The 23,172-nt window shown below is 69.8% G+C and carries 21 protein-coding genes and 1 riboswitch; of the genes, 5 read left to right on the forward strand and 16 right to left on the reverse strand.

The genetic code is table 11. The features are described 5' to 3' along the window. Positions 1 to 9: 9 nt before the first annotated feature. Positions 10 to 1,152, reverse strand: coding sequence for a glycosyltransferase family 4 protein (locus ACWGKJ_RS33715; protein WP_385031375.1), 1,143 nt, complete (start codon positions 1,150 to 1,152; stop codon positions 10 to 12). A gap of 100 nt (positions 1,153 to 1,252) precedes the next feature. Here ACWGKJ_RS33715 and ACWGKJ_RS33720 point away from each other — a divergent pair, with 100 nt between their 5' ends. Next, positions 1,253 to 2,530: a glycosyltransferase 87 family protein gene (locus ACWGKJ_RS33720; RefSeq protein WP_385031424.1), complete on the forward strand. Its 1,278-nt coding sequence runs from the start codon at positions 1,253 to 1,255 to the stop codon at positions 2,528 to 2,530. Here ACWGKJ_RS33720 and ACWGKJ_RS33725 read toward each other — a convergent pair. The 5 genes from ACWGKJ_RS33725 to ACWGKJ_RS33745 form a co-directional block, all read right to left on the reverse strand. Beyond that, the gene (locus ACWGKJ_RS33725; RefSeq protein WP_385031372.1) at positions 2,511 to 3,743 is read right to left on the reverse strand and encodes a hypothetical protein; all 1,233 of its coding nucleotides are present in this window, start codon (positions 3,741 to 3,743) and stop codon (positions 2,511 to 2,513) included. The two genes, ACWGKJ_RS33720 and ACWGKJ_RS33725, sit on opposite strands and share 20 nt — an antisense overlap. Before the next feature lie 53 nt (positions 3,744 to 3,796). Beyond that, positions 3,797 to 4,822, reverse strand: coding sequence for a C40 family peptidase (locus ACWGKJ_RS33730; RefSeq protein ID WP_385031370.1), 1,026 nt, complete (start codon positions 4,820 to 4,822; stop codon positions 3,797 to 3,799). Between the two features lie 247 nt (positions 4,823 to 5,069). Next, positions 5,070 to 6,095 (reverse strand): C40 family peptidase, encoded by a 1,026-nt coding sequence (locus tag ACWGKJ_RS33735; protein ID WP_385031367.1) that lies wholly within the window; start codon positions 6,093 to 6,095, stop codon positions 5,070 to 5,072. A gap of 270 nt (positions 6,096 to 6,365) precedes the next feature. Then, positions 6,366 to 7,730, reverse strand: a complete 1,365-nt coding sequence (locus ACWGKJ_RS33740; protein WP_385031364.1) for an NYN domain-containing protein — start codon at positions 7,728 to 7,730, stop codon at positions 6,366 to 6,368. 34 nt (positions 7,731 to 7,764) lie between these two features. Continuing rightward, positions 7,765 to 8,007, reverse strand: a complete 243-nt coding sequence (locus ACWGKJ_RS33745; RefSeq protein WP_164264249.1) for a hypothetical protein — start codon at positions 8,005 to 8,007, stop codon at positions 7,765 to 7,767. A 170-nt stretch (positions 8,008 to 8,177) separates the two neighbouring features. Between ACWGKJ_RS33745 and ACWGKJ_RS33750 the strand changes: the two genes are divergently transcribed. Continuing rightward, the gene (locus tag ACWGKJ_RS33750; RefSeq protein ID WP_385031361.1) at positions 8,178 to 8,927 is read left to right on the forward strand and encodes a rhomboid family intramembrane serine protease; all 750 of its coding nucleotides are present in this window, start codon (positions 8,178 to 8,180) and stop codon (positions 8,925 to 8,927) included. Further along, positions 8,924 to 9,205 carry an Lrp/AsnC family transcriptional regulator gene (locus ACWGKJ_RS33755; protein WP_385031358.1) on the forward strand — a complete coding sequence of 94 codons (282 nt, stop codon included), beginning with the start codon at positions 8,924 to 8,926 and terminating at the stop codon, positions 9,203 to 9,205. Before ACWGKJ_RS33750 ends, ACWGKJ_RS33755 begins: the two co-directional genes overlap by 4 nt. An 87-nt stretch (positions 9,206 to 9,292) precedes the next feature. Here the strand turns inward: ACWGKJ_RS33755 and ACWGKJ_RS33760 are convergent, their stop codons facing one another. From ACWGKJ_RS33760 to ctaE, 6 genes are all read right to left on the reverse strand, one after another. Next, positions 9,293 to 10,669 carry an aminotransferase class V-fold PLP-dependent enzyme gene (locus tag ACWGKJ_RS33760; RefSeq protein ID WP_385032785.1) on the reverse strand — a complete coding sequence of 459 codons (1,377 nt, stop codon included), beginning with the start codon at positions 10,667 to 10,669 and terminating at the stop codon, positions 9,293 to 9,295. A gap of 147 nt (positions 10,670 to 10,816) precedes the next feature. After that, a riboswitch (SAM riboswitch) is annotated at positions 10,817 to 10,934 on the reverse strand. A gap of 109 nt (positions 10,935 to 11,043) precedes the next feature. Next, positions 11,044 to 12,108, reverse strand: a complete 1,065-nt coding sequence (gene trpD / locus ACWGKJ_RS33765; protein ID WP_385032788.1) for an anthranilate phosphoribosyltransferase — start codon at positions 12,106 to 12,108, stop codon at positions 11,044 to 11,046. Positions 12,109 to 12,411: 303 nt separating this feature from the next. Continuing rightward, positions 12,412 to 14,037 carry a cytochrome bc1 complex cytochrome b subunit gene (gene qcrB, locus ACWGKJ_RS33770; protein WP_385032791.1) on the reverse strand — a complete coding sequence of 542 codons (1,626 nt, stop codon included), beginning with the start codon at positions 14,035 to 14,037 and terminating at the stop codon, positions 12,412 to 12,414. Beyond that, positions 14,034 to 15,086: a cytochrome bc1 complex Rieske iron-sulfur subunit gene (gene qcrA, locus ACWGKJ_RS33775; protein WP_385032794.1), complete on the reverse strand. Its 1,053-nt coding sequence runs from the start codon at positions 15,084 to 15,086 to the stop codon at positions 14,034 to 14,036. Before qcrA ends, qcrB begins: the two co-directional genes overlap by 4 nt. Then, positions 15,083 to 15,892: a cytochrome bc1 complex diheme cytochrome c subunit gene (qcrC, locus tag ACWGKJ_RS33780; protein ID WP_385032797.1), complete on the reverse strand. Its 810-nt coding sequence runs from the start codon at positions 15,890 to 15,892 to the stop codon at positions 15,083 to 15,085. Before qcrC ends, qcrA begins: the two co-directional genes overlap by 4 nt. A 65-nt stretch (positions 15,893 to 15,957) precedes the next feature. After that, on the reverse strand, positions 15,958 to 16,578 hold the full coding sequence (gene ctaE / locus ACWGKJ_RS33785; RefSeq protein ID WP_164264241.1) for an aa3-type cytochrome oxidase subunit III: 621 nt from the start codon (positions 16,576 to 16,578) through the stop codon (positions 15,958 to 15,960). A 225-nt stretch (positions 16,579 to 16,803) separates the two neighbouring features. Between ctaE and ACWGKJ_RS33790 the strand changes: the two genes are divergently transcribed. Then, positions 16,804 to 17,220, forward strand: coding sequence for a response regulator transcription factor (locus ACWGKJ_RS33790; RefSeq protein WP_385032801.1), 417 nt, complete (start codon positions 16,804 to 16,806; stop codon positions 17,218 to 17,220). Between the two features lie 49 nt (positions 17,221 to 17,269). On the opposite strand, the gene ACWGKJ_RS33795 is transcribed toward ACWGKJ_RS33790, so the two are convergent. From ACWGKJ_RS33795 to ctaC, 4 genes are all read right to left on the reverse strand, one after another. Next, positions 17,270 to 18,526 (reverse strand): L,D-transpeptidase, encoded by a 1,257-nt coding sequence (locus ACWGKJ_RS33795; protein WP_385032805.1) that lies wholly within the window; start codon positions 18,524 to 18,526, stop codon positions 17,270 to 17,272. Between the two features lie 119 nt (positions 18,527 to 18,645). Next, entirely contained in the window at positions 18,646 to 19,044 is a 399-nt protein-coding gene (locus ACWGKJ_RS33800) for a cytochrome c oxidase subunit 4 (protein WP_266857821.1), read from the reverse strand. Further along, a complete protein-coding gene (ctaD, locus tag ACWGKJ_RS33805) occupies positions 19,041 to 20,777 on the reverse strand; it encodes an aa3-type cytochrome oxidase subunit I (protein WP_385032809.1) in 1,737 nt (578 codons plus the stop codon). Before ctaD ends, ACWGKJ_RS33800 begins: the two co-directional genes overlap by 4 nt. After that, positions 20,774 to 21,739: an aa3-type cytochrome oxidase subunit II gene (gene ctaC, locus ACWGKJ_RS33810; protein WP_385032812.1), complete on the reverse strand. Its 966-nt coding sequence runs from the start codon at positions 21,737 to 21,739 to the stop codon at positions 20,774 to 20,776. Before ctaC ends, ctaD begins: the two co-directional genes overlap by 4 nt. Positions 21,740 to 21,999: 260 nt before the next feature. Between ctaC and ACWGKJ_RS33815 the strand changes: the two genes are divergently transcribed. After that, positions 22,000 to 23,172: cysteine desulfurase family protein (locus ACWGKJ_RS33815; RefSeq protein ID WP_385032815.1), on the forward strand; the 1,173-nt coding region annotated here is incomplete at its 3' end.

Here is a 23,172-nt window from a genome sequence, read left to right on the forward strand (position 1 = left end):
AGCAGTTCCCTAGAGCAGTTCCCTGAGTTTTTCGGCCAGCAGGTCCCAGCGCCACTTCTCCTCGACCCAGGCCCGGCCGCGCCGGCCCATCCGCCGCCGCAGCCCCGGGTCCTGGAGCAGGGTGACGATCCGGTCCGCCGCGTCCCCGGCCGTACCGCCCCGCACCACCCAGCCGGTCTCCCCGTCGAGCACCGCGTCGGGCGCGCCGCCCGAGTCGCCGGCCACCACCGGCAGCCCGGTCGCCGACGCCTCCAGATAGACGATGCCGAGCCCCTCGACGTCGAGCCCGCCCCTGCGGGTCCTGCACGGCATGGCGAAGACGTCGCCCGCCCCGTAGTGCGCGGGCAGTCCGGCCCAGGGCACCGGGCCCGTGAAGCGCACCGAGTCCGCGACACCGGTCCGTTCCGCCAGCTTCTCCAGGTCCCGGGCGTACGGTCCGCCGCCCACGATGAGCAGGACCGCGTCCGGCACCTCCCGCAGGATCCGGGGCATCGCCCGGATCAGTGTGTCCTGCCCCTTGCGCGGTACGAGCCGCGAGACACAGACGACCACCGGCCGGTCCGTCAGCCCGAGCCGCGCGCGGACCGCCGCTCCGCCCGAACCCGGATGAAACGTCTTCTCGTCCACGCCCGGCGGCAGTTGCACCATACGGCCCGCGGCGGCCGGGGTGAGCGCGGCGGCGATCCGGGAGCGGGTGTACTCGCCGAGGTAGGTGAGGGTGTCCGTGCCCTCGCCGATCCGCCGCAGCAGCTGCCGCGGCCCCGGCAGCTGTGCCCAGCCCGCCTCGTGGCCGTGCGTGGTGGCGACGAGGCGTTCCGCGCCTGCCGCACGCAGCGAGGGAGCCATCAGCCCGAGCGGGGCGGCCGCTCCGAACCACACCGACGTACAGCCGTGTTCGCGCAGCAGTCCGCTCGCCCGCGCCGTGACCCGCGGGGTCGGCAGCAGCATCGTGGTCCGGTCGCGTACGACCGTGAACGGCTGCTCCGCGTCGAAGGCCGCGGTGGCCGCGGCCCCCTCGGCGCCGCGCTTCCAGGTGGAGGCGTAGACGACGACCCGTTCGGGATCCAGGCGCAGGGCCATGTTGTGCAGGAACGCCTGGATGCCACCGGGGCGCGGCGGGAAGTCATTGGTCACGATCAGCGTCTTGTGCATCGCCGCAGACAGTACCCAACGGCCTCGCCTCACCGCTCCGCGAGGGGCCGCACGATAACATCCGCCGGTGTCGGAACAGACCGCGGCCCCGGCCGTCACCATGGATCACACTGTTGTGCGGAGCTTACGGGGCGCGGCACTCCCCGTCGCGGTCTGGGCCGCGACCAGAGCGCTGCTGCTGCTCTCTGTGTTCAAGGTGCTGGTCACACCGGGAACCCATGTCACCGATGACGTGTCCGTGACCTACCACGGCTGGTACGAGGTGCTGCGGAGCGGCACGTTCCCGCTCTCCGACGTGACCTGGCAGTACCCGCCCGGTGCGGCCCTCGCGATCCTCTCCCCCGCCGCCCTGCCGTTCCTCGGCTATGCCTCGGCCTTCTTCGTACTGACCTTCCTCGCCGACGCGGTGGTGCTCGGCCTGCTGCTGTACACGGCGCGCCGGCCGGGCAAGCGCCGGGCCGGTGTCTGGGTGTGGGTGGTGGGCCTGCCGCTGCTCGGTCCGACCGCGTACGCCAGGTACGACCTGATGGTGACCGCGGTCGCGGTGGCCGCGCTGCTGGCCGGGTCCCGCAGGCCGCGCACCATGGGGGCGCTGGCCGCGCTCGGCGCCCTGCTCAAGGTCTGGCCCGCGCTGCTGCTCGCGGGCGCGGCGCGCGGCCCGGCCACGCGCCGGTCCTGGACGGCTTTCGCCGCGACGGCCGCGGCCCTGCTGCTCATCGCCGGTACGGCGGTGCCCGGCGCCTTCTCCTTCCTCACCTTCCAGCGTGAGCGGGGTACGGAGCTCGAATCGCTGGGCGGTCTGTTCTTCCAGGTGGCACGGCAGTTCGGCTGGCAGGGGCAGGTGATGATGAACTACGGCTCGCTGGAGTTCATCGGTCCGTACGTCCACGTGGTGAGCGCCGTCGCCCTGGGGCTGAGCGTCCTGGCCTTCGGCTGGCTGCTGCTGTGGCGGCTGCGGGCCAGGGAGTACCCGCCGGCCACGACGGGCGACGCGGCGTTCACCGCGGTGCTGCTCTTCACCACGACGAGCCGGGTGATCAGCCCCCAGTACATGGTGTGGCTGGTCGGCCTCGGCGCCGTCTGCCTTTTGTTCCGTACCAGCGTGATGGCGGTCCCCGTCGTGCTGGTGGTGGTCGCCACCGGCGTGACGTCGCTGGAGTTCCCGCTCTGGTTCGGCCATGTGATCGCCGGGGACGCGGCCGGAGTCGCGCTGATCTTCGTACGGAACGGTCTGCTGGTCGCGGCCTCGGTGATCGCGGCCCGTGCGCTGTGGCGGCGTACGGTCCCGCCGCGCGGGCAGCGGGCGGTGGACGGGGCCGTCGCCCGGCCCGGGGACACCGACGCGGGCCGGGAGCCGCTCAGCCCAGCTGCGCCCTGAGGTACTCGCGCCACCGCGCGGTGAAGGCGTCCGGGTCCGTACCGAGCACCTCGTTCATGGCCTGCTCGACCGCGCCGTCGCGCTGCCCGTGCGCCCCGACCGCCCGGTAGAAGTCCGTCAGCTTCTGCTCGCCCCAGTGCTCCGCGATCAGCCGGCAGGCCAGCCAGCCGCCCTCGTAGGCACGCGCGAGCCGGTCGGCGCTGTCGCTGAAACCGAAGTCCGCGTCGGTGGGCAGGGTCGCGGGCAGCGACCCCGAGCGCACCGCCCGCTGGAGCTCCGGCGCCGCCTCCTGGGGGCTGCTGCCGGTGCCCCGGTAGGCGACCCAGTCGGCGAAACCCTCGGAGAGCCAGAGCGGGGTGGCGGCGGAGGTCGCGGTACGGGTGGCGACATGGGTGGTCTCATGGGTGATGACCACCTGGCGGCCCAGCCCGCCCAGTTGGGCGTACGCCTCGGGGTTGACGATGACACGGTCGGCCGGCGCGGCCCCGGCGCCGCCCGCCTCGCCGGTGGTGACCGCCGCGATGCCCCGGTAGGTGGCGGCGGGCGAGCCCAGCAGCGCGCCCATCGCGTCCAGCGACGACGGCACGAGCACCACCACCCGCCCCGCCCACTTCCGGTGCCACGCCCGGTCCACGGCCGGCACCGCCTGGTCCGCGACGGCGGCCACCCGGCGGAGCGCCCCGGCGTCCCCGCCGACGCCGAGCACCAGGCTGTGTCTGCCGCGTGCGGTGCGCACCCGGCCCTGCTGCCAGAGCTGCTGTCCGGTGCCGGGGGCGGGCCTGTCCTCGTCCAGGTACCAGCGGCCGTCCCGGCGCACCAGACCGAGCGTGCGCCGGTCCGCCACCGGGGCGCTGTCGTAACCGGTGATCCGGTACCGCAGCTCGACCTGCGCGGTGGCGTGGACGCCCGTCAGCCGCACGTCGTCGAGCCGGTACTGCCAGGAACTCAGCGGTACCGCGGCGAGGTTGCGGAACTCCGCGCGCTGCGCCGTCCGCAGCCCCTTCGCCCGCGGGTCGACGACGGAGAGATATCCGCTCTCGTGGTGGCCGGTGACGGCAGCGGCCCGGCGGTCCAGCGTGCTGCGGATGCCGCGCTCCGCCGCGTCCTGCCCGGCGGGCTCCGAAGGCGTGGCGCACCCGGGAAGCAGCAGGCAGAGAGCGAGCGCGCACCCCGCGGCCCGCTTCCGTACCGCCCCGCTCCCCCGCGCCGTCACGCCGCCGATCGTACGTGCCGGGGCAGGCGGGGCCGGACGGCGCCCCGCACCGGTCAGACCCGGGTCACCGACGAGACGGGCATCATGCCGACCGGGTCGTAGCGGACCCTGGCCCCCGGGTAAGGAGCGTGCAGGACCTGGCCGTTGCCCATGTACATCGCGACATGGCTGGCGTCGCTGCGGTACACCACGAGGTCCCCCGGCCTGGCCTGGGAGAGCGGGATCTGCCGGCCCGCGAACCGCTGCTCCTGCGAGGTGCGCGGCAGGGAGACGCCGGCGTGTGCGTACGCCCACTGCATCAGCCCCGAACAGTCGAAGCTGGAGGGCCCGTTGGCGCCCCACGCGTAGGGCCTGCCGAGCGCGCTGCGGGCCGCGGCCACGGCGGCCCCCGTCCGGCCGGACACCGGCAGCGCGCCGAGCGCGGGCAGGGCGCCCCGGTCCGAGCGCGAGACCTGGTCGTACGAGGCGCGCTGCTTGGTGGGCAGGGTGTCGAGCAGCCGGCGGGCTCGGGCGAGCTTGCCCTCGACGGTGCGCTTGTGGCGGGCGACCTCGGTGCGGCTGTGCCGGAGTTCGGCGAGCCGGCGGGTCGCGTCGGCGCGCCGCTGCGTCAGCTCGCGCTGGGCCTGCTGGATGCGGTGCAGCTCGCCCGCCTGGACCTCGCCGAGCTGGGCCAGCGCGGCGGCCTTGTCGAGGTACGAGTCGGGGTCGGATGAGAGCAGCAGGGCGAGCGAGGGGTCGATGGCCCCCGCGCGGTACTGCGCGCCGGCCAGCGCGCCCAGCGCGCCGCGCATCCGGTTGAGCCGCTCCTGGCCACGGGCCACCCCGTCCTGCGCGTCGGCGACCTGGCGGCGCAGCCGCTCGGTCTGCTCGTCGGCCTTGTCGTACTGCTGGGTGGCCCGCTCGGCCTGGGCGTAGAGCCCGTCGACCCTGCTTTTGGTGGCCGCCGCCGACTCGTGCGGTTCGGCGCCGGCCGGTGCGGCCCCGAGTCCTGCCGCTCCTGTCGCCAGCGCGGCGGACAGCACAGTGATCCGGGCGCCCTGGGCGAGGCCGGACTGGGTGACACGGCGATGGGACACCACAGGAGCCGCACTCCTTCCGCTGCGTGCGGTCCCTGCCGCCCCGATGGGCGGACCGATCTCCGGGAACCGCACGCCGGACAGTAGCCGTGTGACCACGCTGTGACCAAAGACCCCGCCGTGCACACAGAGTGACGCCCCGCCGGAGATCACAAGGTCACCGACGGGGCGGGGAGTCAGCTCACGGCACCGTAATTCGCCCGAATGGGCGGTGTGGACGGCGCCGTACGGAACGGGCGCCGAGGCCGGATCAGATGCGGACGCCGAACTGGAACGGCATGTTGCCCATCGCCTCGTACCGGACGACCGCGCCGGTGTGCGGTGCGTGCAGCACCTGGCCGTTGCCCGCGTAGATGCCGATGTGGTGCATGTCGCCGTAGAAGAGCACCAGGTCGCCGGGCTTGAGGGCGCTCTGCGAGTAGATCCGCTGTCCGGCGTTGGCCTGGGCCTGCGAGGTGCGCGGGATCGTGACGCCGGCCTGCGCGTACGCCCAGGACGTCAGCCCGGAGCAGTCGAACGAGGCGGGGCCGGTGGCGCCGTACACATACGGCTTGCCGAGCTGCGTCTTCGCCGCGTTGAGGGCGGCGGCGCCACGGGCGGAGGCCGGTACGGCGTCGCCGAGGTCCGCACGGTCGCTGGCCCGGTTGGCGCGCGAGTTCTCATCGGCTATCGAGGCGCGCTCGGCAGCGGTCAGGCTGGAGAGCAGCTTGCGCGCGGAGGCCAGCTTGTCCTGGACCTCCTGCTTCTTCTTGCCGAGTTCGGTACGCGTCGACGCCAGGTCCTTGAGCTTGTCCTGCGCCTCGGCACGCTGCTGGGCGAGGGTGCGCTGCTTGGCCTGGATCTTCTTGACCGCGTCGGCCTGCTGGCCGCTCAGCTGGTCCTGCGCGGTGGCCTTGTCGAGGAAGGTGTCCGGGTCGGACGAGAGGAAGAGCTGGACCGAGGGGTCGATGCCACCCGAGCGGTACTGGGCGCTCGCCATGGAACCGAGCTGGCCCCGCAGCTTGTTGAGGTCCTCCTGGCCGCGGGCGACGCTGTCCTGCAGGTCGTCGACCTGCTTCTTCAGCTTGTCCTGCTGGTCCTTGGCGCCGTCGTACTTCTGGCTGACCGCGTCCACGTCCTCGTAGAGCTTGTCGACCTTCGCCTTGACCTCACTCTTGGACGGCTTCGGGTCTGCGTGTGCGGCCTGAGCGGTCAGGGCCACGGCTGCTGCAGCGGTCGCGGTGAGCACGGTCACCCGAGTACGGCTCGGCTGCTTGGGTCGACGGTGGGACGCCACGGAGGCGAGCTCCTTCATCCTCAGAGCCGCCGAACACGTAGCAAAACCGTGAAGGCATCGGCGGTTCCTTCGCTGACACCCCGGATGAGTGATCAACCGCGCGAAGGTTCGAGGCCCGACCCTAGTGACCTTCTTGTGATCAGTTCAAATCCTGTTGCCAAAAATCTCGGTCACTGTATGCATATTTTACAGACACCGCACAGGCAGTAACGGTCACTTGACGCTGTGGTGAAAAACGTGCGTCACGAACTCGGGCATTGTGCACAGCAGTTACACGGCACGCGAAAGCCTCTTCAGCAACAAGACGGACGCGACAGGTCTCGCGCCCGCTCTCGCCACACCGTCGGCGACCTCGCGGTCGGCCGACACGACCACCACGGGACGCCCGGACGGCTCCGCCCTGACCAGTTGGCGGATCACCTCGTCCGCCGTCACCCCGGGCTTGCTGAACAGCACCCGTACGCCACGCGGCGGCGCCAGCAGCACCGGCGCCGCCAGCTCGGCCCCGTCGAAGACACAGGTCATCTCGGCGCCGGTCTGCGCGGCGAGCATCGAGAGACCGCCGAGCAGCCGCAGCCGCTGCTTCTCCAGGGGCAGTTGCGGATAGCCGGTCTTGGTGACGTTGTAGCCGTCCACCACCAGATGGGCCTGCGGCAGTGAGAGCAGCTGGTCGAGGAGGGCCGGGTCGGTGTCGGAGAGCGCCCTGGCCGCGACGTCCTTGGGCGAGAGCCTGCCGGGCTCGACCGCGTCCACGGAGTCGGCGGGGCGCGAGGTCACCGGCGGCAGGGCCAGTTCGCGCCGCAGCCCCTGGGCGGCGTCGAGCACCGTGTCGAGGAGCAGCCGCAGCCGCATGTCCTCGACCGAGCGCCCCTCGCGCACGGCGCGGCGGCCGGCCTCGACCGCCGCCTCGGCCTCACCGAGCCGCGCCTTCAGCCGGCGCGACTCGCTCTCGGCTGCGGCGACCCGGGCCGCCGAGTCGGACCTGACCGCTTCGATCTCGGAGCCGGAGCGGCGCAGCGCGGCCTCGCCGCGCTTCACATCGCTCTGCGCGCTGCGCAGCTTGCGCTGAAGCGATTCAGCATCCTTGCGGGCCGCCTCCAACTCCGTACGCAGCCGCTCGTTCTCGCTCCTGGTCTGCGCCCGTGCCTCGGCCAGCTCCGCGCGCATCCGCTCCAGCTCGTGCCGGCCCGCCTCGTCGGCGCGCTCGGCGACCACCCGCTGGGCCTCCTCGCCCGCGGCGGCCACCAGCTTCACCCAGCCGGCCGGACGCAGTACGTAGGCCGCCGCCGCCACATCCACCGGGTCGGCGGCGGCGGGCGGCGAGCCCGCTTCGAGCGCCCCGGTCAGTTCGGGCTGGGACTCCTTCAGCCGGTCTCCGATGCGCCCGCGGAACACCGCGTCGCCCTCCAGGGCCGCGGCCATCGCGTTACCCGCGAACTTGGCCCGTCTGCTGGGAGTGAAACGGGCGTACTGCCGCAGCTGCGCCGGGAGTTCGGGCACGGTCAGCCCACCGAAGGCGTCGGAGACGAGCGCGACGACACGTCTCCGTACCGCTTCGGGCAGCGGACGGTCGAGCGCCTCCGCGGCGTCGCCGGCCGCGTCGGCCGGCTCCGTACCGCCTTCAGCGTCCACCATCCGTCACCCCACTGTCGCTCTTCAGGGGGCTCCCTCAGGAGCCGCCGCCCGGCCTGTCCACCAGCTCGATCTGGTCCACCGCGTTGCACCAGCGGCAGCGCACCGACTCGATGGTCTCACTGACCACCTCGCGCTCCTCCACCTTGGGCTCACCGGCCAGGTCGAGATGTATGTACTCGACAACCTTCGACGAGCGCGTCACGTCGAACCGGGTGAGATTGCCGCAGAGCGTGCAGCGCCACCGGGTGTCGGCGGTCGGCATGGGAACCGTCGTCATACGTGCGTCCTCTTCGTTCGTACTGCCTCGGTCGCGGTGCGCCATCGAACTGCGGATGTACTCCCCGCAACCCTACGGCCTACGGCATACCCCGGGGGCGGACCTGCCGACCGCGGAGAGCCCGGCGAGGCGATCTGCCCGTTTGCGTCCGGTTGGGCCATGCTCGGTGGATGTTCACGTGGCGGAATGCACCCGGCCGGAAGGCGCCCGGACGGCGCGGGGGCCCGCTGGGCGGTCCGGTCGTGACATACGGCCTGATCGGCCTCTGCTGCCTGGTCTTCCTGATGAGCCCGGTCTCGGGGATCGACCCGGCGTACGGGACCGGCGACAACCTGCTCGCCGCCCAGAGCGCCTATTTCGAACACTGGGGCGTCGTCCCCACCGAACTGATGAGCGGCGCCCCGGGCGCGCTGCTCACCCCGCTCACCGCGCTCTTCATCCATGCGAACTGGCTGCATCTGCTGGGGAACATGCTGTTCCTCTATGTCTTCGGCGCGATGGCCGAGGAGCGCATGGGCCGTCTGCACTTCGCCGTCTTCTACGTGGTGAGCGGCTATGCGGCCCTGGGGGCGTACGCCCTCACCCACAGCGGCTCCGACCAGACCCTGGTGGGCGCGTCCGGGGCGATCTCGGCGGTGCTCGGCGCCTTCCTGAGCCTCTTCCCCCGGGCCCGGGTGACGAGCATCTTCCCGTTCCTGCTGTTCCTGCCGCTGCGTTTCCCCGCCTGGATCGTGCTGGTCTTCTGGTTCGTCCTGCAGTGGCTGGCGGCAGGCCAGCAGACCGGCACCGGCCCCGGAGTCGCGTACACCGCCCATCTGGTGGGGTTCACGCTCGGCTTCGGCTACGCGGCGGTGCGGTACTGGCGTACGACTAGAGTGAAACTCCCAGCGACGGCCACCGAGGGAGAAAGCAAGCCGTGATCACCGCGATCGTGCTCATCAAGACCAGCGTGGACCGGATCCCCGAGATCGCCGAGTCGCTCGCCTCGCTGGAGAACATCAGCGAGGTCTACTCCGTCACCGGGACGTACGACCTGATCGCCCTGGTCCGGGTGGCCCGCCACGACGACCTCGCGGACATCATCCCCGGCCGGATCAGCAAGATCCCCGGCGTAGAGGCCACGGACACGCATGTGGCGTTCCGTACCTACTCGCAGCACGACCTGGAAGCGGCCTTCGCCATCGGCCTGGACGCATAGGGCCGGTCCGGACCAACCGCCCGGTGCTGCGGGGCCCTCGGGTCCCGCAGCACCGGGCGGCCGTCGTACGTGTCCGCTCCGGCGTGCTCAGACGGCCGGCACGCAGCGGCCGTCCTCGGTGCGGTAGTTCCAGCGGGCACCATCGCGCACCAGTTCCTTCACCGCGTTCACGAAGCGCTCCACGTGCTCGTCGGGCGTACCGGCGCCGAAGCTCACCCGTACCGCGTTGAGCGAGCGCTCCCCCGGCTCGCCCTCCGGGGCCCCGCACTCCCCCTGGTCCTGCGGGTCGCTGCCGAGCAGGGTCCGTACGAGCGGGTGGGCGCAGAAGAGACCGTCACGGACCCCGATGCCGTACTCGGCGGAGAGCGCGGCGGCGAAGTGCGAGCTGTTCCAGCCCTCCACCACGAACGAGATGACACCGACCCGCGGGGCGTCGTCGCCGAAGAGCGAGAGCACCTTGACCGCCTCCACTTCGCCGAGCCCTTCGAGGACCTTGGCGACCAGCGTCTGCTCGCGCTCCACCAGCGACGGGAAGCCCGCTTCGGTGAGCGCCCGGCAGGCGGAGGCGATGGAGTGGACGCCGATGACATTGGGCGATCCGGCCTCGTGGCGGGCGGCCGTGGTGTGCCACTCGACATCGACACCGCCGTCGGCGCGCCGGGCCACACTGCGGGAGGCGCCGCCGCCCGCGAGGTACGGCTCGGCCGCGAGCAGCCAGTCGGAGCGGCCGGCGAGGACCCCGGAGCCGAACGGGGCGTACAGCTTGTGGCCGGAGAAGGCGACCCAGTCGACGTCGAGCTCCGCGATGTCCACGGGGTGGTGCGGTGCGAGCTGCGCCGCGTCCAGCACGATACGGGCGCCGTGGGCGTGGGCGGCGGCGGCCAGCTCCCTTACCGGCCACAGCTCACCGGTGACGTTGGACGCGCCCGTGACGCAGACCAGGGCGGGCGCCTGCGGTGCCGTACGGGCGGCCAGCGCGCGGTCCAGGGTCTCGACGGCCTGCTGCGGGGTGCGCGGGGCGTTGAGGTAGGTCACCTCGGCGTCGCGCCAGGGCAGCAGCGAGGCGTGGTGCTCGGTCTCGAAGACGAAGACCTCGCAGCCCTCGGGGATCACCGCGGCGAGCAGATTCAGCGAGTCGGTGGTCGAACGGGTGAAGACGACCTGGTCGTCCTCGCGGCAGCCGAGGAACTCGGCGACGGTCGTCCGGCTGTTCTCGAAGAGGTCCGTGGAGAGCTGCGAGAGATACCCGGCGCCGCGGTGCACGCTGCCGTAGTACGGGGCGTACGCCGCCACGTCGTCCCAGACACGCTGGAGGGCCGGGGCGCTCGCCGCGTAGTCCAGCGCCGCGTAGCTGACCTCACCGCCGGTGACGAGCGGGACCAGGACGTCCCTGCCGAGCACCGGGAGGTTCTCGGAGGAATCCTGACAAACCGAAGGGTTGACGGCAGCGCTGGGGACAGACATGACGAACTCCCGGAAAAGGGCAGGCGAATGCACTGTGCGTGCCACACGCAACAGTGCGGAGAAAGGGTGCGGAGAAGGGGCCTACTGCCCTATCGCATTCGCTGAACCACGGAAGAACTCCCTCGACGACCAGGATCCCTGTCGAGGGATCCGCGCTTGCCGAGGACTTCGCTGCCCACGGCCTGGTCTTCACCCAGGGCACCCCGCCACGGACGGAGGGTTGCCGGACAGCGGGCTGGGGCCGTAGTCGCTGTCACTCATGACCTGGAGAGAATCCTGCCATACGTCGCCGGACGCGCCAAGGCGCAGTCCACAGCATGAGACCGCCGGCCGGCCGGATGCTGTGCGACCGCGCCCCGGTTGCCCGTACGGGGTCAGGCGTTGCTGGCGACGACCCAGCGCTCAAGGGCGCGGGCCGCCGCTCCCGAGTCGACGGACTCGGCGGCCCGCGCGATGCCATCGGCGATCCGCTCGTTGAGCGATCCGGGCCCCGGGTCCAGCGCGACCAGCGCCGCCGCCGAGTTGAGCAGGACGGCGTCCCGTACCGGACCGGCCTCACCGGCCAGCAGCCTGCGCGCCACATCCGCGTTGTACGACGAGTCGCCGCCGCGCAGCGCCTCCACCGGGACCAGACCGATGCCCACCTCGCGCGGGTCGAACGCCTCCTCGCGCACCGCGCCGTCCGCCACGGTCCAGACCCTGGACGTGGCGGTGGTGGTCAGCTCGTCGAGACCGTCGTCCCCGCGGAAGACCAGCGCCGACGAACCGCGCTCGGCCAGCACGCCCGCGACGATGGGCGCCATCCGGGCGTCGGAGACACCGGTCGCCTGCGCCCTGACCTTCGCCGGGTTGGTGAGCGGCCCGAGGAAGTTGAAGGTGGTGCGGATGCCCAACTCCTTGCGGGCCGCGGCCACATAGCGCAGTGCGGGGTGGAACTTCACCGCGAAGCAGTAGGTGATGCCCGCCTCAGCCGCGACCTCGACCACCCGCTCCGGGGTCAGCTGGAGATTGACGCCCAGCTTCTCCAGGACGTCGGATGCCCCGCTCTGGGACGAGGCCGCCCGGTTGCCGTGCTTGACGACCTTGGCGCCGGTGCCCGCCACGACGATGGAGGACATGGTCGAGATGTTCACGGTGTTGGCGCCGTCACCGCCGGTGCCGACGATGTCCACACTGGGACCCGGCACGTCGATGAGCCTGGCGTGCGCGTACATCGCCCGGACCAGACCGCTGATCTCCGCGACCGTCTCGCCCTTGGCGCGCAGCGCGACCGCGAACCCGGCGATCTGCGCGTCCGTCGCCTCGCCGCTCATGATGCGGTCCATCGCCCAGGCGGTGGCGTCCGCGCTCTGGTCGACGCCGCGGAGCAGGGAGTCGAGGACACCCGGCCAGGAGGGTGCCGCCACGCTGTCGCCGCCGACCGGGGTCACAACGCTCATGGTCCACTCCTGGGGTCCACCGTCGAACAGGGGTAAGGCCTGGGGCCTGTCGTCAGAGTGCCGTCGTTGCCCGAAGGGCGGCCGCGCGGCGTCTGGTGCGTGCGATCGCAAGGCGCCGGAATGTTCTCGTAGCGGAGCTACTAGGGCATTCCGGCAACGCCGCGAGCGTGCGTGCCAGGCGTCGCGCGGCAGGCGGCACTTTGACGACAGGCCCCAGCTTATCCAGCTCCGGGGAGCGCGAAGAGCCCCGTCCATCGAATGGACGGGGCTCCCGCTGTGGCGACTTCTCAGTCGGTCAGGTGATCAGTGGTGACCGTGGCCGCTGGTGATCTCCTTGTACTCGTCGGCGGTGGGCTTCTCGATCTGGCTGTGCTCGCCGTAGTAGCCCTTGCTGAGCTTGGCGCGGACACGGGTCAGACGGGAGACCTTGCGCGCGACACCGTTCTCGTCGACCTCGGGGCCGATTTCGAGCGGCTGGTACTGCTCGTGCGCGGTCAGGGTGTGCAGCTGCGCGGGGGCGAGCGGCTCGTGGACCTCGATGAACTCACCGTGCGGCAGGCGCTTGATGACACCGGACTCGCGCCCGTGCAGCACCTTCTCGCGGTCACGGCGCTGCAGGCCGAGGCACCAGCGCTTGGTGACGATGAACGCGATGACCGGTCCGACGAACATCCCGATCCGGACGAACCAGGTGATCGCGTTGATCGACAGATCGAAGTGCGTGGCCCAGAGGTCGTTGCCGCCGCCGACGAGCAGGATCAGGTAGAGCGTGATCCAGGCGACGCCGAGACCCGTACGCGTCGGGGCGTTGCGCGGGCGGTCCAGGATGTGGTGCTCGCGCTTGTCCCCGGTGATCCAGGACTCGATGAACGGGTAGACGCCGATACCGACCAGGACCAGCGGGAAGACCACGATCGGGATGAACACACCCAGGACGAGGGTGTGACCCCAGGCGTTGATCTCCCAGCCCGGCATGATGCGGACGAGACCTTCGGAGAATCCCATGTACCAGTCGGGCTGGGCGCCGGTCGACACCTGGTCCGGGCGGTACGGGCCGATCTCCCAGATCGGGTTGATCGAGGCGATCGCCGCCATGGCCGCGATGACACCGAAGACCAGGAAGAAGAAGCCTCCGGCCTTGGCCATGTAGACCGGCAGCAGCGGCATGCCGACGACGTTCTTGTTGGTCTTGCCGGGACCCGCGAACTGCGTGTGCTTGTGATAGAAGACCAGGATCAGGTGGCCGACCAGCAGACCGAGCATGATGCCCGGCAGCAGCAGGACGTGGACCGAGTAGAACCGGGAGACGAAGTCGCCGCCGGGGAACTCACCGCCGTACAGGAACATCGACAGGTACGAGCCGACGATCGGGATGGAGAGCATGACGCCCTCCATGAACCGCACACCCGTACCGGAGAGCAGGTCGTCCGGGAGGGAGTAGCCGGTGAAGCCGGTGAACATCCCGAGCACCAGCAGCAGGAAGCCGAAGAGCCAGTTGATCTCGCGCGGCTTGCGGAAGGCGCCCGTGAAGAACACGCGCATCATGTGCACCAGCATGCCGGCCAGGAAGACCAGGGCCGCCCAGTGGTGGATCTGCCGGATGAGCAGACCGCCGCGGACCTCCAGGCTGATGTTCACCGTCGAGGCGTACGCCTCGGACATGTGGATGCCCTGGAGCGGCACGTACGGGCCGTCGTAGACGACCTCGTTCATGCTCGGGTGGAAGAACAGCGTCAGATAGACACCCGTGAGGATGATGATGATGAAGCTGTAGAGGCAGATCTCCCCGAGCATGAAGGACCAGTGGTCCGGGAAGATCTTGCGCATGTTGGTCTTGGCCAGGCCGTAGATGCCGAGCCGGCCATCCGCCCAGTCGGCCACCCGCTCGCCGGCGGGCGCCTTGCGCTGTGTATCCGTCACGGTGCTCATCCGCGCTCCCAGAAGGCAGGACCGACGGGCTCTGCGAAGTCGCCGAGCGCTTCGAGGTTACCCTCGCCGTTCACACCGATCCGCAGCTGCGGAAGCGGGTGGCCGGCCGGGCCGAAGATGACGCGGGCGCCGTCGGACAGGTCGAAGGTGGACTGGTGGCACGGGCAGAGCACGTGGTGCGTCTGCTGCTCGTACAGGCTGATCGGGCAGCCGACGTGGGTGCAGATCTTGGAGAACGCGACGATGCCGTCGTGGGCCCACTCGCGTTCCTTCTTGTCCTTGATGTTGTCCGGCTGGATACGGACGATCATCAGGGCGGCCTTGGCGATCTGCGTCTGGAAGTCCTCGTCGGACTCCGAGAGGCCCTGCGGCATCGCGAACGTCAGCGAACCGACGGCCACGTCCTCGGGACGCAGCGGCTGGTTGGTGTTCATGTTGATGAGCACCTTGCCGCGCGCCCACAGCGTCTTGCGGAGCTTCTTCTCCGGCAGCGGACCCAGGTCGCGCAGGAGCATCACACCGGCGAGCGGCACCATGGCCATGGCGCCGAACAGCGTGGTGCGGATCAGCTTGCGGCGGCCGAAGCCGGACTCGGCGGCACCTGCCGCGAAGTCGGCCAGGACCTGCGCCTTGACCTCGGCCGGGGCCTCGATCGGGTGGCGGTCGGCCGGCATCTCGACGTCCGACATCAGCGTGCGGGCCCAGTGGACCGCGCCGGCGCCGATCGTGAAGAGCGCCACGCCCAGGGTCAGCCCCAGGGCGAAGTTGAGCGCGCTCACGTGCCCGAACGGGAAGACGAAAATGATCTTGTCGACGGGGAAGATCACATAGGACGCGATGAACCCGATCGTCGCCAGCATCGACAGCGTGAACAGGAAGGCGACCACGCGCTCGGAACGCTTGGCGGCCCGCTCGTCGATGTCCTGGATACGCGGCTTGTGGGCCGGCAGTCCCGGGTCCGCGAACGGGTCGTCCGCGGTCTTCACCGCACCGTGGGCGGTCTCCTGCTCGCTCGGCAGGTTCTCTTCGGAATTCTCTTGGCTACTCATGACTTCTTGGCCTTAGCGGTGTGGGCCGCGACCCAGATGGCAACTGCGATCAGCGCACCGAGTCCGAAGATCCAGCCGAACAGACCCTCACTGACCGGACCGAGGCCGCCCAGCTTGAGGCCGCCCTCGCTGGCGGAGTTGTCGCCGTTGACGGTCTTGATGTACGCGATGATGTTCTGCTTCTGCTTCTCCGGCATCGTGGTGTCGGGGAAGTTCGGCATCGACTGCGGGCCGGTCTGCATGGCCTCGTAGATGTGCTTGGGGCTCACGCCTTCGAGGCTCGGGGCGAACTTGCCGTGCGTCAGAGCACCACCCTCGCCGGTGAAGTTGTGGCACTGGGCGCAGTTGGTACGGAAGAGGTCGCCACCGGCTGCGGTGTCGGCACCCTTGTCGCTGTACTGCTTCGAGGTCGGCGCGATGGGTCCGGCACCGAGGGACGCCACGTACGCGGCGAGCTGGTCGATCTGCCCCTGCGAGTAGATGACCTTCTTCTTCGGCACCTGCGCGCCGGGCTGCTGGGCGGGCATCCGGCCGGTGCCGACCTGGAAGTCCACGGCGGCTGAGCCGACGCCGACCAGGCTGGGACCGTCGGACGATCCCTGGCCGCCCATTCCGTGGCAGCTTGCGCAGCCCACGGAGAACAGCTTCTTGCCCTCGCTGATGGCGAGGGACTGGGAGGTGTCGTCGGCCTGCGCCTTGCCCGCGGGAGCGAACGCGGCGTACAGCCCCCCGGTGGCCGCCAGCGCGAGGAGTAGGACGACGACCGCCGCCAACGGGTGGCGTCGTCGTGCGGAGAGCTTTTTCACGGATTACCCCGGTGTCAGGATCTTCTGCGTCGGTGCTTGCTGGATGAGTGGGGCGTCGGGCCCGATTACTTGATCAGGTAGATCGTCGCGAAGAGGCCGATCCACACGACATCGACGAAGTGCCAGTAATAGGACACGACGATGGCTGCGGTGGCCTGCTGGTGCGTGAATCTCTTGGCCGCGTATGTCCTGCCGAGTACGAACAGGAAGGCGATCAGGCCGCCTGTCACATGCAAGCCGTGGAAGCCGGTGGTCAGGTAGAACACCGAGCCGTACGGGTCGGAGGAGAGCGAAAGCCCGTCCTCCTTCACCAGGCTGGTGTACTCGAAGATCTGGCCTCCGATGAAGATCGCACCCATCACGAACGTGATCGAGAACCACGAGCGCAACTTCTTCACGTCGCCGCGCTCGGCGGCGAAGACGCCGAGCTGGCACGTGAGAGAGGAGAGCACAAGGATCGTGGTGTTCGTCGCCGAGAAAGGAACGTTCAGCGAGGACGCCATATCCTTCCAGTGCTCGGGACCCGTCACCGATCGCAGGGTGAAGTACATCGCGAAGAGGGCCGCGAAGAACATCAGCTCGGAACTCAACCAGATGATGGTTCCGACGCTGGTGAGGTTCGGCCGATTGACCGACGGGTGCGCGTGCCCGGTTTCTACTGTCGTTGCTGTCGCCACGACCGACATTATGTCGGTCGCTTATCCCGCCCTCACCCTGGGGGGTGCCGTTCGGTGTGTCAGCGGCTCGTGTCCAGCCCGAACGGCCCATCACGAGGCAGGCCATAACGGTGTTGACGGGGTGTCGGACGGAGTAGCATCCGCGCCAGGGTCCCGCCCCCACGGGCCCCTGCGGGCCCTCCGGGGGTCCCGCCGCCCCGAGGACACAGCCGTCACAGCCGTCACGGAGGAACAATGCAGCCGAGCGCCACGGTCCTGGTCTACAGCGACGACGCGAACACCCGGGAGCAGGTACGGCTCGCGGCGGGCCGCAGGCCGGCCTCGGACGTGCCGCCGGTGCAGTACCTGGAGTGCGCGACGCTCGACGCGGTCCTCGGCGCCCTGGACAGGGGCGGGGTCGACGTCTGCGTACTGGACGGCGAGTCGGTCCCCGCCGGGGGCATGGGTGTGTGCCGGCAGATCAAGGACGAGGTCTTCCACTGCCCGCCCGTGCTGCTGCTGATCGGCCGCCCGCAGGATGCCTGGCTGGCCACCTGGAGCCGTGCGGACGCCGCGGTGACCCTGCCGGTGGAGCCGGTGGAGTTCGCGGACGCACTGGCCGCCCTGGTGCGCGACCGGCTCTCGGCCGGCGCCGTCTCCGCGGGGTCCTGACCGGGGACCCGGCTCCTCCCCCGCGGAGACGGCGGCGCCGTCGGGCGGGTCAGAGCGCGGCGGGCCTCAGCCGGGCCGTCTGCGCGGGTGTCCCGGTGTTCTGCTTGCCGTTCGTCAGGGCGCTGCCCTTGGCCCACTTGGCCCAGGACACGTTCCAGTCGCCGTAGCCGTTGTCGAACGGCGTCATCATGTTGCCGTCGCTGCCGACGACCTTGACTATGTCGCCCTGGCGCACGTGGTTGAAGAACCACTCGGCGTTGCCGGTGCTCATACCGGTGCAGCCGTGGCTGGTGTTGGCGGAGCCCTGCGACCCCTCGGACCAGGGTGCGGCGTGCACGTACTCACCGCTGAGTGTGACCTGTGTCGCGTAGTAGACCGGCAGGTCGTACGAGTCGGAGCTGCCGGCGGCTATCCCGATGCTGGAGCTGGTCATACGGACGAAGTACGTCTTGCCCAGCACGACCTTGACGCCGTTGCGGGTCTCGAAGCCCGGCTTGCCGGTGGTCACCGGGATGGTGTTGATCACCTGGCCGTCGCGCTTGACCGTCATCTCGTGGGCGGAGGCGTCGGTTATCGCCTCCAGTCGGTCCCCGGTCTTCAGCTTGAGCGGCTTGGCCGCGCCGCCGTAGAGCTTGTCGCTCACCTTTATGCCGTTGAGGTTGCTGTGCACGTTGATGACGGCGTGCGCGGGCCAGTACTCCTTCGGGCGGTAGTGCAGCGTCTTGCTGTTCACCCAGTACCAGGCGCCTTCGACGGAGGGCACCGAGTCGACCTTCAGGGCGCGTTCGACCTGGGCCCTGGCGGCCTTGTCCTTGACGGGCGCGCTGAGCTGGGCGGTGACGGGCTGGCCGACTCCGTACTCGCCCGCCTTGGGGCCGAAGGTGACGTTCAGCCGGTGGGATGCGGGGGCGGTGTCGAAGGACATCGACCGGTTGCCGGGGGCGCCGTCGTCGTCCTCGGTGGCGACCCTGACCGTGTAGTGCGCCCCTGCGGCCAGCGGAGCGGTGCTGTGCCATCTGGTGCCGTCGGCGGAGAGTTCGCCCGCCAGCTGGCGTCCTGTGCTGTCGGTGGCCGTCACATCGGTGATGCGGCCGTCGTCATCCTTGGAGGTGACTTCGAGGGGCTTGTCGGGGTCGGCCTTGCCGTTGTTCTTGGGGCCGTTGAAGGAGATCGAACCGGCCGCGTCGAACGGCGAGGCGGAGAGTGGGTTGCTGCCGGAACTGCCGCACGCGGTCGCCGCGGCCCCAAGGGACACGACCAGCAGCGTGCAGCTCAGGACCGTACGGATTCGAGGTGCATGGCTCATATGCACACGTTAAGAAGATCACCTGGTAACGGCACGCCGGATGACTGCAAATGAGGAGGCCCGGACACCTGATCGGCGTCCGGGCCTCCCCGTTCGGTCCAGCTGTGGGGGCGTGGCCCCTACTGGTTCTGGTTCTCTCCGCGGTAGAACTCGAAGACCCAGCCCCAGAGGCCGACCACGACGAGCGGTGCCGAGAAGTACAGCAGCCACCAGCCCATGGCGATGGCCAGGAAGGCGAGCGCGCCGCCGACGGCCAGCGAGATCGGCTGCCAGCTGTGCGGGGCGAAGAAGCCCACCTCACCGGCGTCGTCCGCGACGTCGGCCTCCTTGTTGTCCATCGCGCCGGCGTCGATCCGCCTGGCCGTGAAGGCCAGGTAGAAGCCGATCATGATGCTCAGCCCGAAGGCCATGAAGAGGGCCGTCGTTCCGGCTGCCTCCTTCGACCACACGCCGTAGACGACCGCCACGGCGAGGATGAAGACGGCCAGCCAGATGAACATCTTGCCTTGGACCTTCACTTGCCCGCCTCCTTGCCGCCGGACAGGACCTTCTCACCGGAGCCGTGGTTCTCGAGCTGGTCGAGCGCCGCGATCTCCGGGTGGTGCAGGTCGAACGCCGGGGATTCGGAACGGATCCTCGGGAGGGTCGTGAAGTTGTGCCGCGGCGGCGGGCACGACGTCGCCCATTCGAGCGAACGGCCGTAGCCCCACGGGTCGTCGACCTCGATCTTCTTGCCGTACTTGGCGGTCTTCCAGACGTTGTAGAAGAACGGCAGGATCGACAGGCCCAGCAGGAAGGAGCTGATGGTCGAGATGGTGTTCAGCGTGGTGAAGCCGTCGGCGGCGAGGTAGTCCGCGTAACGGCGCGGCATGCCCTCGACACCCAGCCAGTGCTGCACCAGGAACGTGCCGTGGAAGCCCACGAACAGCGTCCAGAAGGTGATCTTGCCGAGCCGCTCGTCCAGCATCTTGCCCGTGAACTTCGGCCACCAGAAGTGGAATCCGGAGAACATCGCGAAGACCACGGTGCCGAAGATGACGTAGTGGAAGTGCGCGACGACGAAGTACGAGTCGGAGACGTGGAAGTCCATCGGGGGCGAGGCCAGGATGACGCCGGTCAGACCACCGAAGGTGAAGGTGATCAGGAAGCCGACGGCCCAGAGCATCGGTGTCTCGAAGGACAGCGACCCCTTCCACATCGTGCCGATCCAGTTGAAGAACTTCACACCGGTCGGCACCGCGATCAGGAAGGTCATGAAGGAGAAGAACGGCAGGAGCACACCGCCCGTGACGTACATGTGGTGCGCCCACACCGTCACGGAGAGACCGGCGATGGAAATCGTCGCCGCGACCAGGCCGATGTATCCGAACATCGGCTTTCTGGAGAACACTGGAATCACTTCGGAAATAATTCCGAAGAATGGCAGCGCGATGATGTACACCTCTGGATGGCCGAAGAACCAGAAGAGGTGTTGCCATAGGAGCGCGCCGCCATTTGACGCATCGAATACATGGGCGCCGAACTTGCGGTCCGCCTCCAGCGCGAAGAGTGCGGCGGCGAGGACCGGGAAGGCCAGCAGGACCAGTACACCGGTCAGCAGGACGTTCCACACGAAGATCGGCATACGGAACATCGTCATGCCGGGGGCGCGCATGCAGATGATCGTGGTGATGAAGTTGACCGAGCCGAGGATCGTGCCGAAGCCCGAGAAGGCCAGACCCATGATCCACATGTCGGCGCCGACACCCGGCGACCGGACGGCGTCCGACAGCGGGGAGTAGGCGAACCAGCCGAAGTCGGCCGCGCCCTGCGGGGTGATGAAGCCACCGACCGCGATGAGCGAGCCGAAGAGGTACAGCCAGTACGCGAACATGTTCAGCCGCGGGAACGCCACATCGGGCGCCCCGATCTGCAGCGGCATGATCCAGTTCGCGAATCCGGCGAAGAGCGGCGTCGCGAACATCAGCAGCATGATCGTGCCGTGCATCGTGAACGCCTGGTTGAACTGCTCGTTCGACACGATCTGCGTACCCGGACGGGCCAGCTCGGCGCGCATGACGAGCGCCAGCACACCGCCGATGCAGAAGAAGGCGAACGATGTGACCAGATACATCGTGCCGATCGTCTTGTGGTCAGTGGTGGTCATCCACTTGATGACGATGTTTCCCGGCTCTTTGCGCCGTACCGGCAGCTCGCTCTCGTAGGAGTCGTCTGCTGCGGCGGCACCCTGAGGTTCGTTGAGGATGCTCACAGGTTGTTCGTCTCCGCGTTCTTGGCGTGGCCAGTCTGCGCGATCCCGGCGGGGATGTAGCCGTTCTGGTGCTTGGCCGCCAGGTCCTTGAGGTGCTGCTTGTAGCGCTCCGGGGAGACGACCTTCACGTTGAAGAGCATCCGGGAGTGGTCTACGCCGCACAGCTCAGCGCACTTGCCCAGGAAGGTGCCCTCCTGGTTGGGGGTCACCTCGAAGGAGTTGGTGTGGCCCGGGACAACGTCCATCTTCATGAGGAACGGCACCACCCAGAAGTCGTGGATGACGTCGCGCGAAGTGAGAACGAAGCGGACCTTCTCGCCCTTGGGCAGCCAGAGGGTCGGCCCCGGGTTGCCGGTCTGCGGGTTCCGGGAGGCCGGCGTGCCGACGTCGTAGACGCCTTCGGCTCCCTTGGGGAACTGCTTGGTGAAGCGGTCCGGGATATCGGACAGCTCTGTGGTCTTCGCCGCGTTGCCCGTGGAGGGGTTGCCGTCCACGTCCTCCACGTAGTTGAAGCCCCAGCTCCACTGGAAGCCGACCACGTTGATCGTGTGGGCGGGCTTCGCCGAGAGGCTGAGGAGCTTCGACTCATCGCGTGCGGTGAAGTAGAAGAGCACCGAGACGATGATGAGAGGGACCACGGTGTACAACGCCTCGATCGGCATGTTGTACCGGGTCTGAGCAGGTACCTCCACCTTGGTCCGGCTACGCCGGTGGAAGATGACACTCCAGATGATCAGCCCCCACACCAGCACGCCCGTGGCGAGCGCTGCCGCCCACGAGCCCTGCCAGAGGGAGAGGATCCGAGGTGCCTCTTCCGTTACCGGGGTGGGCATACCAAGGCGGGGGAAATCCTTGTACGAGCAACCGGTGGCGGTCACAAGGATCAGGCCCGCAGTCAGCACCTGCGGCAGCTTCCGCCGCATCGGGCGCCGCGACGAGCGGTCGGAGCCGTTGGGACTCACGTAGCGCCTTCCCGAGAGTCTCGCCCGCGCGGCCGGTTGCGGCCGCATCGAGGCCGGTCGCCGGTCCTGCTCGGGCAGGGGTTTGGATGTTTATGCGGACCAAACCCTACTGGAGGCCATTTGGGGCCGCGCGGGGAGGGTGCCCAACGCGCCGTCGGACACCCCGAAGGGGTGGAATCCCGGCTTCCGGCAGGGATCTGACGCTCCCTCCCCCGACCGGGCGGGCCGGGCCCCCGGCGACCGGCGGCTAGCGTGGCGCCGTGTCCTACTTCGATACCGCGTCCTCCGCACCCCTGCACCCCGTCGCACGTCAGGCCCTGCAAGCCTCCCTCGACGAGGGCTGGGCCGATCCGGCCCGGCTGTACCGGGAGGGCCGGCGGGCGCGGCTGCTGCTCGACGCGGCCCGGGAGGCGGCGGCGGAGGCGGTCGGGTGCCGCCCGGACGAGCTCGTATTCACCTCTTCGGGCACTCGGGCGGTCCACTCCGGAATTGCCGGAGCACTTTCCGGCCGTCGGCGTGTCGGCGGTCACCTGGTGGTGTCGGCGGTCGAACACTCTTCGGTGCTCCATTCGGCGGCGGCCCACGAGGCGGCGGGCGGTTCGGTGACCGAGGTGGCGGTCGGGCGGACCGGCGCCGTGGATCCCGGGGTGTACGCGGCGGCGCTGACCCCGGGGACCGCGCTGGCCTGTCTGCAGTCCGCCAACCACGAGACCGGCACCGAGCAGCCGGTCGCCGAGGTCGCCGGCGCGTGCCGGGCCGCCGGGGTACCGCTCCTGGTGGACGCGGCCCAGTCGCTGGGCTGGGGGCCGGTCGCCGGTGACTGGTCGCTGCTTGCCGCCAGCGCCCACAAGTGGGGCGGGCCGGCCGGGGTGGGGCTGCTCGCCGTACGGAAGGGTGTGAGGTTCGTCCCCCAAGGACCGGCGGACGAGCGGGAGTCCGGGCGCGCCGCCGGGTTCCAGAACGTACCGGCGATCGTGGCCGCCGCGGCATCGCTGCGGGCGGTGCGGGCCGGGGCCGCCGCCGAGTCGGTACGGCTGCGCGCGCTGGTGGACCGGATCAGGGCCTCGGTGGGCGAACGGGTGACGGATGTCGAGGTGGTGGGCGATCCGGGGCGGCGGCTGCCGCATCTCGTGACGTTCTCCTGTCTCTATGTCGATGGGGAGACTCTGCTGCACGAGCTGGATTTGGCCGGTTTCTCCGTGTCGTCCGGTTCGTCCTGCACCAGCAGCACGCTGACGCCCAGTCATGTGCTGCGGGCGATGGGGGTGCTCTCGGAGGGGAATGTGCGCGTCTCGCTGCCGCTCGGGGTGACGGAGGCGGAGGTCGACCGGTTTCTGGACGTGCTGCCGGGGGTGGTGCGTGCGGTACGCGAGCGGCTGGGCGCCGGGGCCGGGCCGGTGACGGGCGGGGCTCGCCGGGCGGGGGCGGAGGTC

The organism is Streptomyces sp. NPDC054757 (assembly GCF_053612185.1).

Excerpts from the sequence above, each read along its gene's own strand:
- ACWGKJ_RS33715 (WP_385031375.1), bottom strand. The coding sequence starts at position 1,152 with ATGCACAAGACGCTGATCGTGACCAATGACTTCCCGCCGCGCCCCGGT.
- ACWGKJ_RS33720 (WP_385031424.1), top strand. The coding sequence starts at position 1,253 with ATGGATCACACTGTTGTGCGGAGCTTACGGGGCGCGGCACTCCCCGTC.
- ACWGKJ_RS33740 (WP_385031364.1), bottom strand. The coding sequence starts at position 7,730 with ATGGTGGACGCTGAAGGCGGTACGGAGCCGGCCGACGCGGCCGGCGAC.
- ACWGKJ_RS33745 (WP_164264249.1), bottom strand. The coding sequence starts at position 8,007 with ATGACGACGGTTCCCATGCCGACCGCCGACACCCGGTGGCGCTGCACG.
- ACWGKJ_RS33750 (WP_385031361.1), top strand. The coding sequence starts at position 8,178 with ATGTTCACGTGGCGGAATGCACCCGGCCGGAAGGCGCCCGGACGGCGC.
- ACWGKJ_RS33760 (WP_385032785.1), bottom strand. The coding sequence starts at position 10,669 with ATGTCTGTCCCCAGCGCTGCCGTCAACCCTTCGGTTTGTCAGGATTCC.
- trpD (WP_385032788.1), bottom strand. The coding sequence starts at position 12,108 with ATGAGCGTTGTGACCCCGGTCGGCGGCGACAGCGTGGCGGCACCCTCC.
- qcrB (WP_385032791.1), bottom strand. The coding sequence starts at position 14,037 with ATGAGCACCGTGACGGATACACAGCGCAAGGCGCCCGCCGGCGAGCGG.
- qcrA (WP_385032794.1), bottom strand. The coding sequence starts at position 15,086 with ATGAGTAGCCAAGAGAATTCCGAAGAGAACCTGCCGAGCGAGCAGGAG.
- ctaE (WP_164264241.1), bottom strand. The coding sequence starts at position 16,578 with ATGTCGGTCGTGGCGACAGCAACGACAGTAGAAACCGGGCACGCGCAC.
- ACWGKJ_RS33790 (WP_385032801.1), top strand. The coding sequence starts at position 16,804 with ATGCAGCCGAGCGCCACGGTCCTGGTCTACAGCGACGACGCGAACACC.
- ACWGKJ_RS33795 (WP_385032805.1), bottom strand. The coding sequence starts at position 18,526 with ATGAGCCATGCACCTCGAATCCGTACGGTCCTGAGCTGCACGCTGCTG.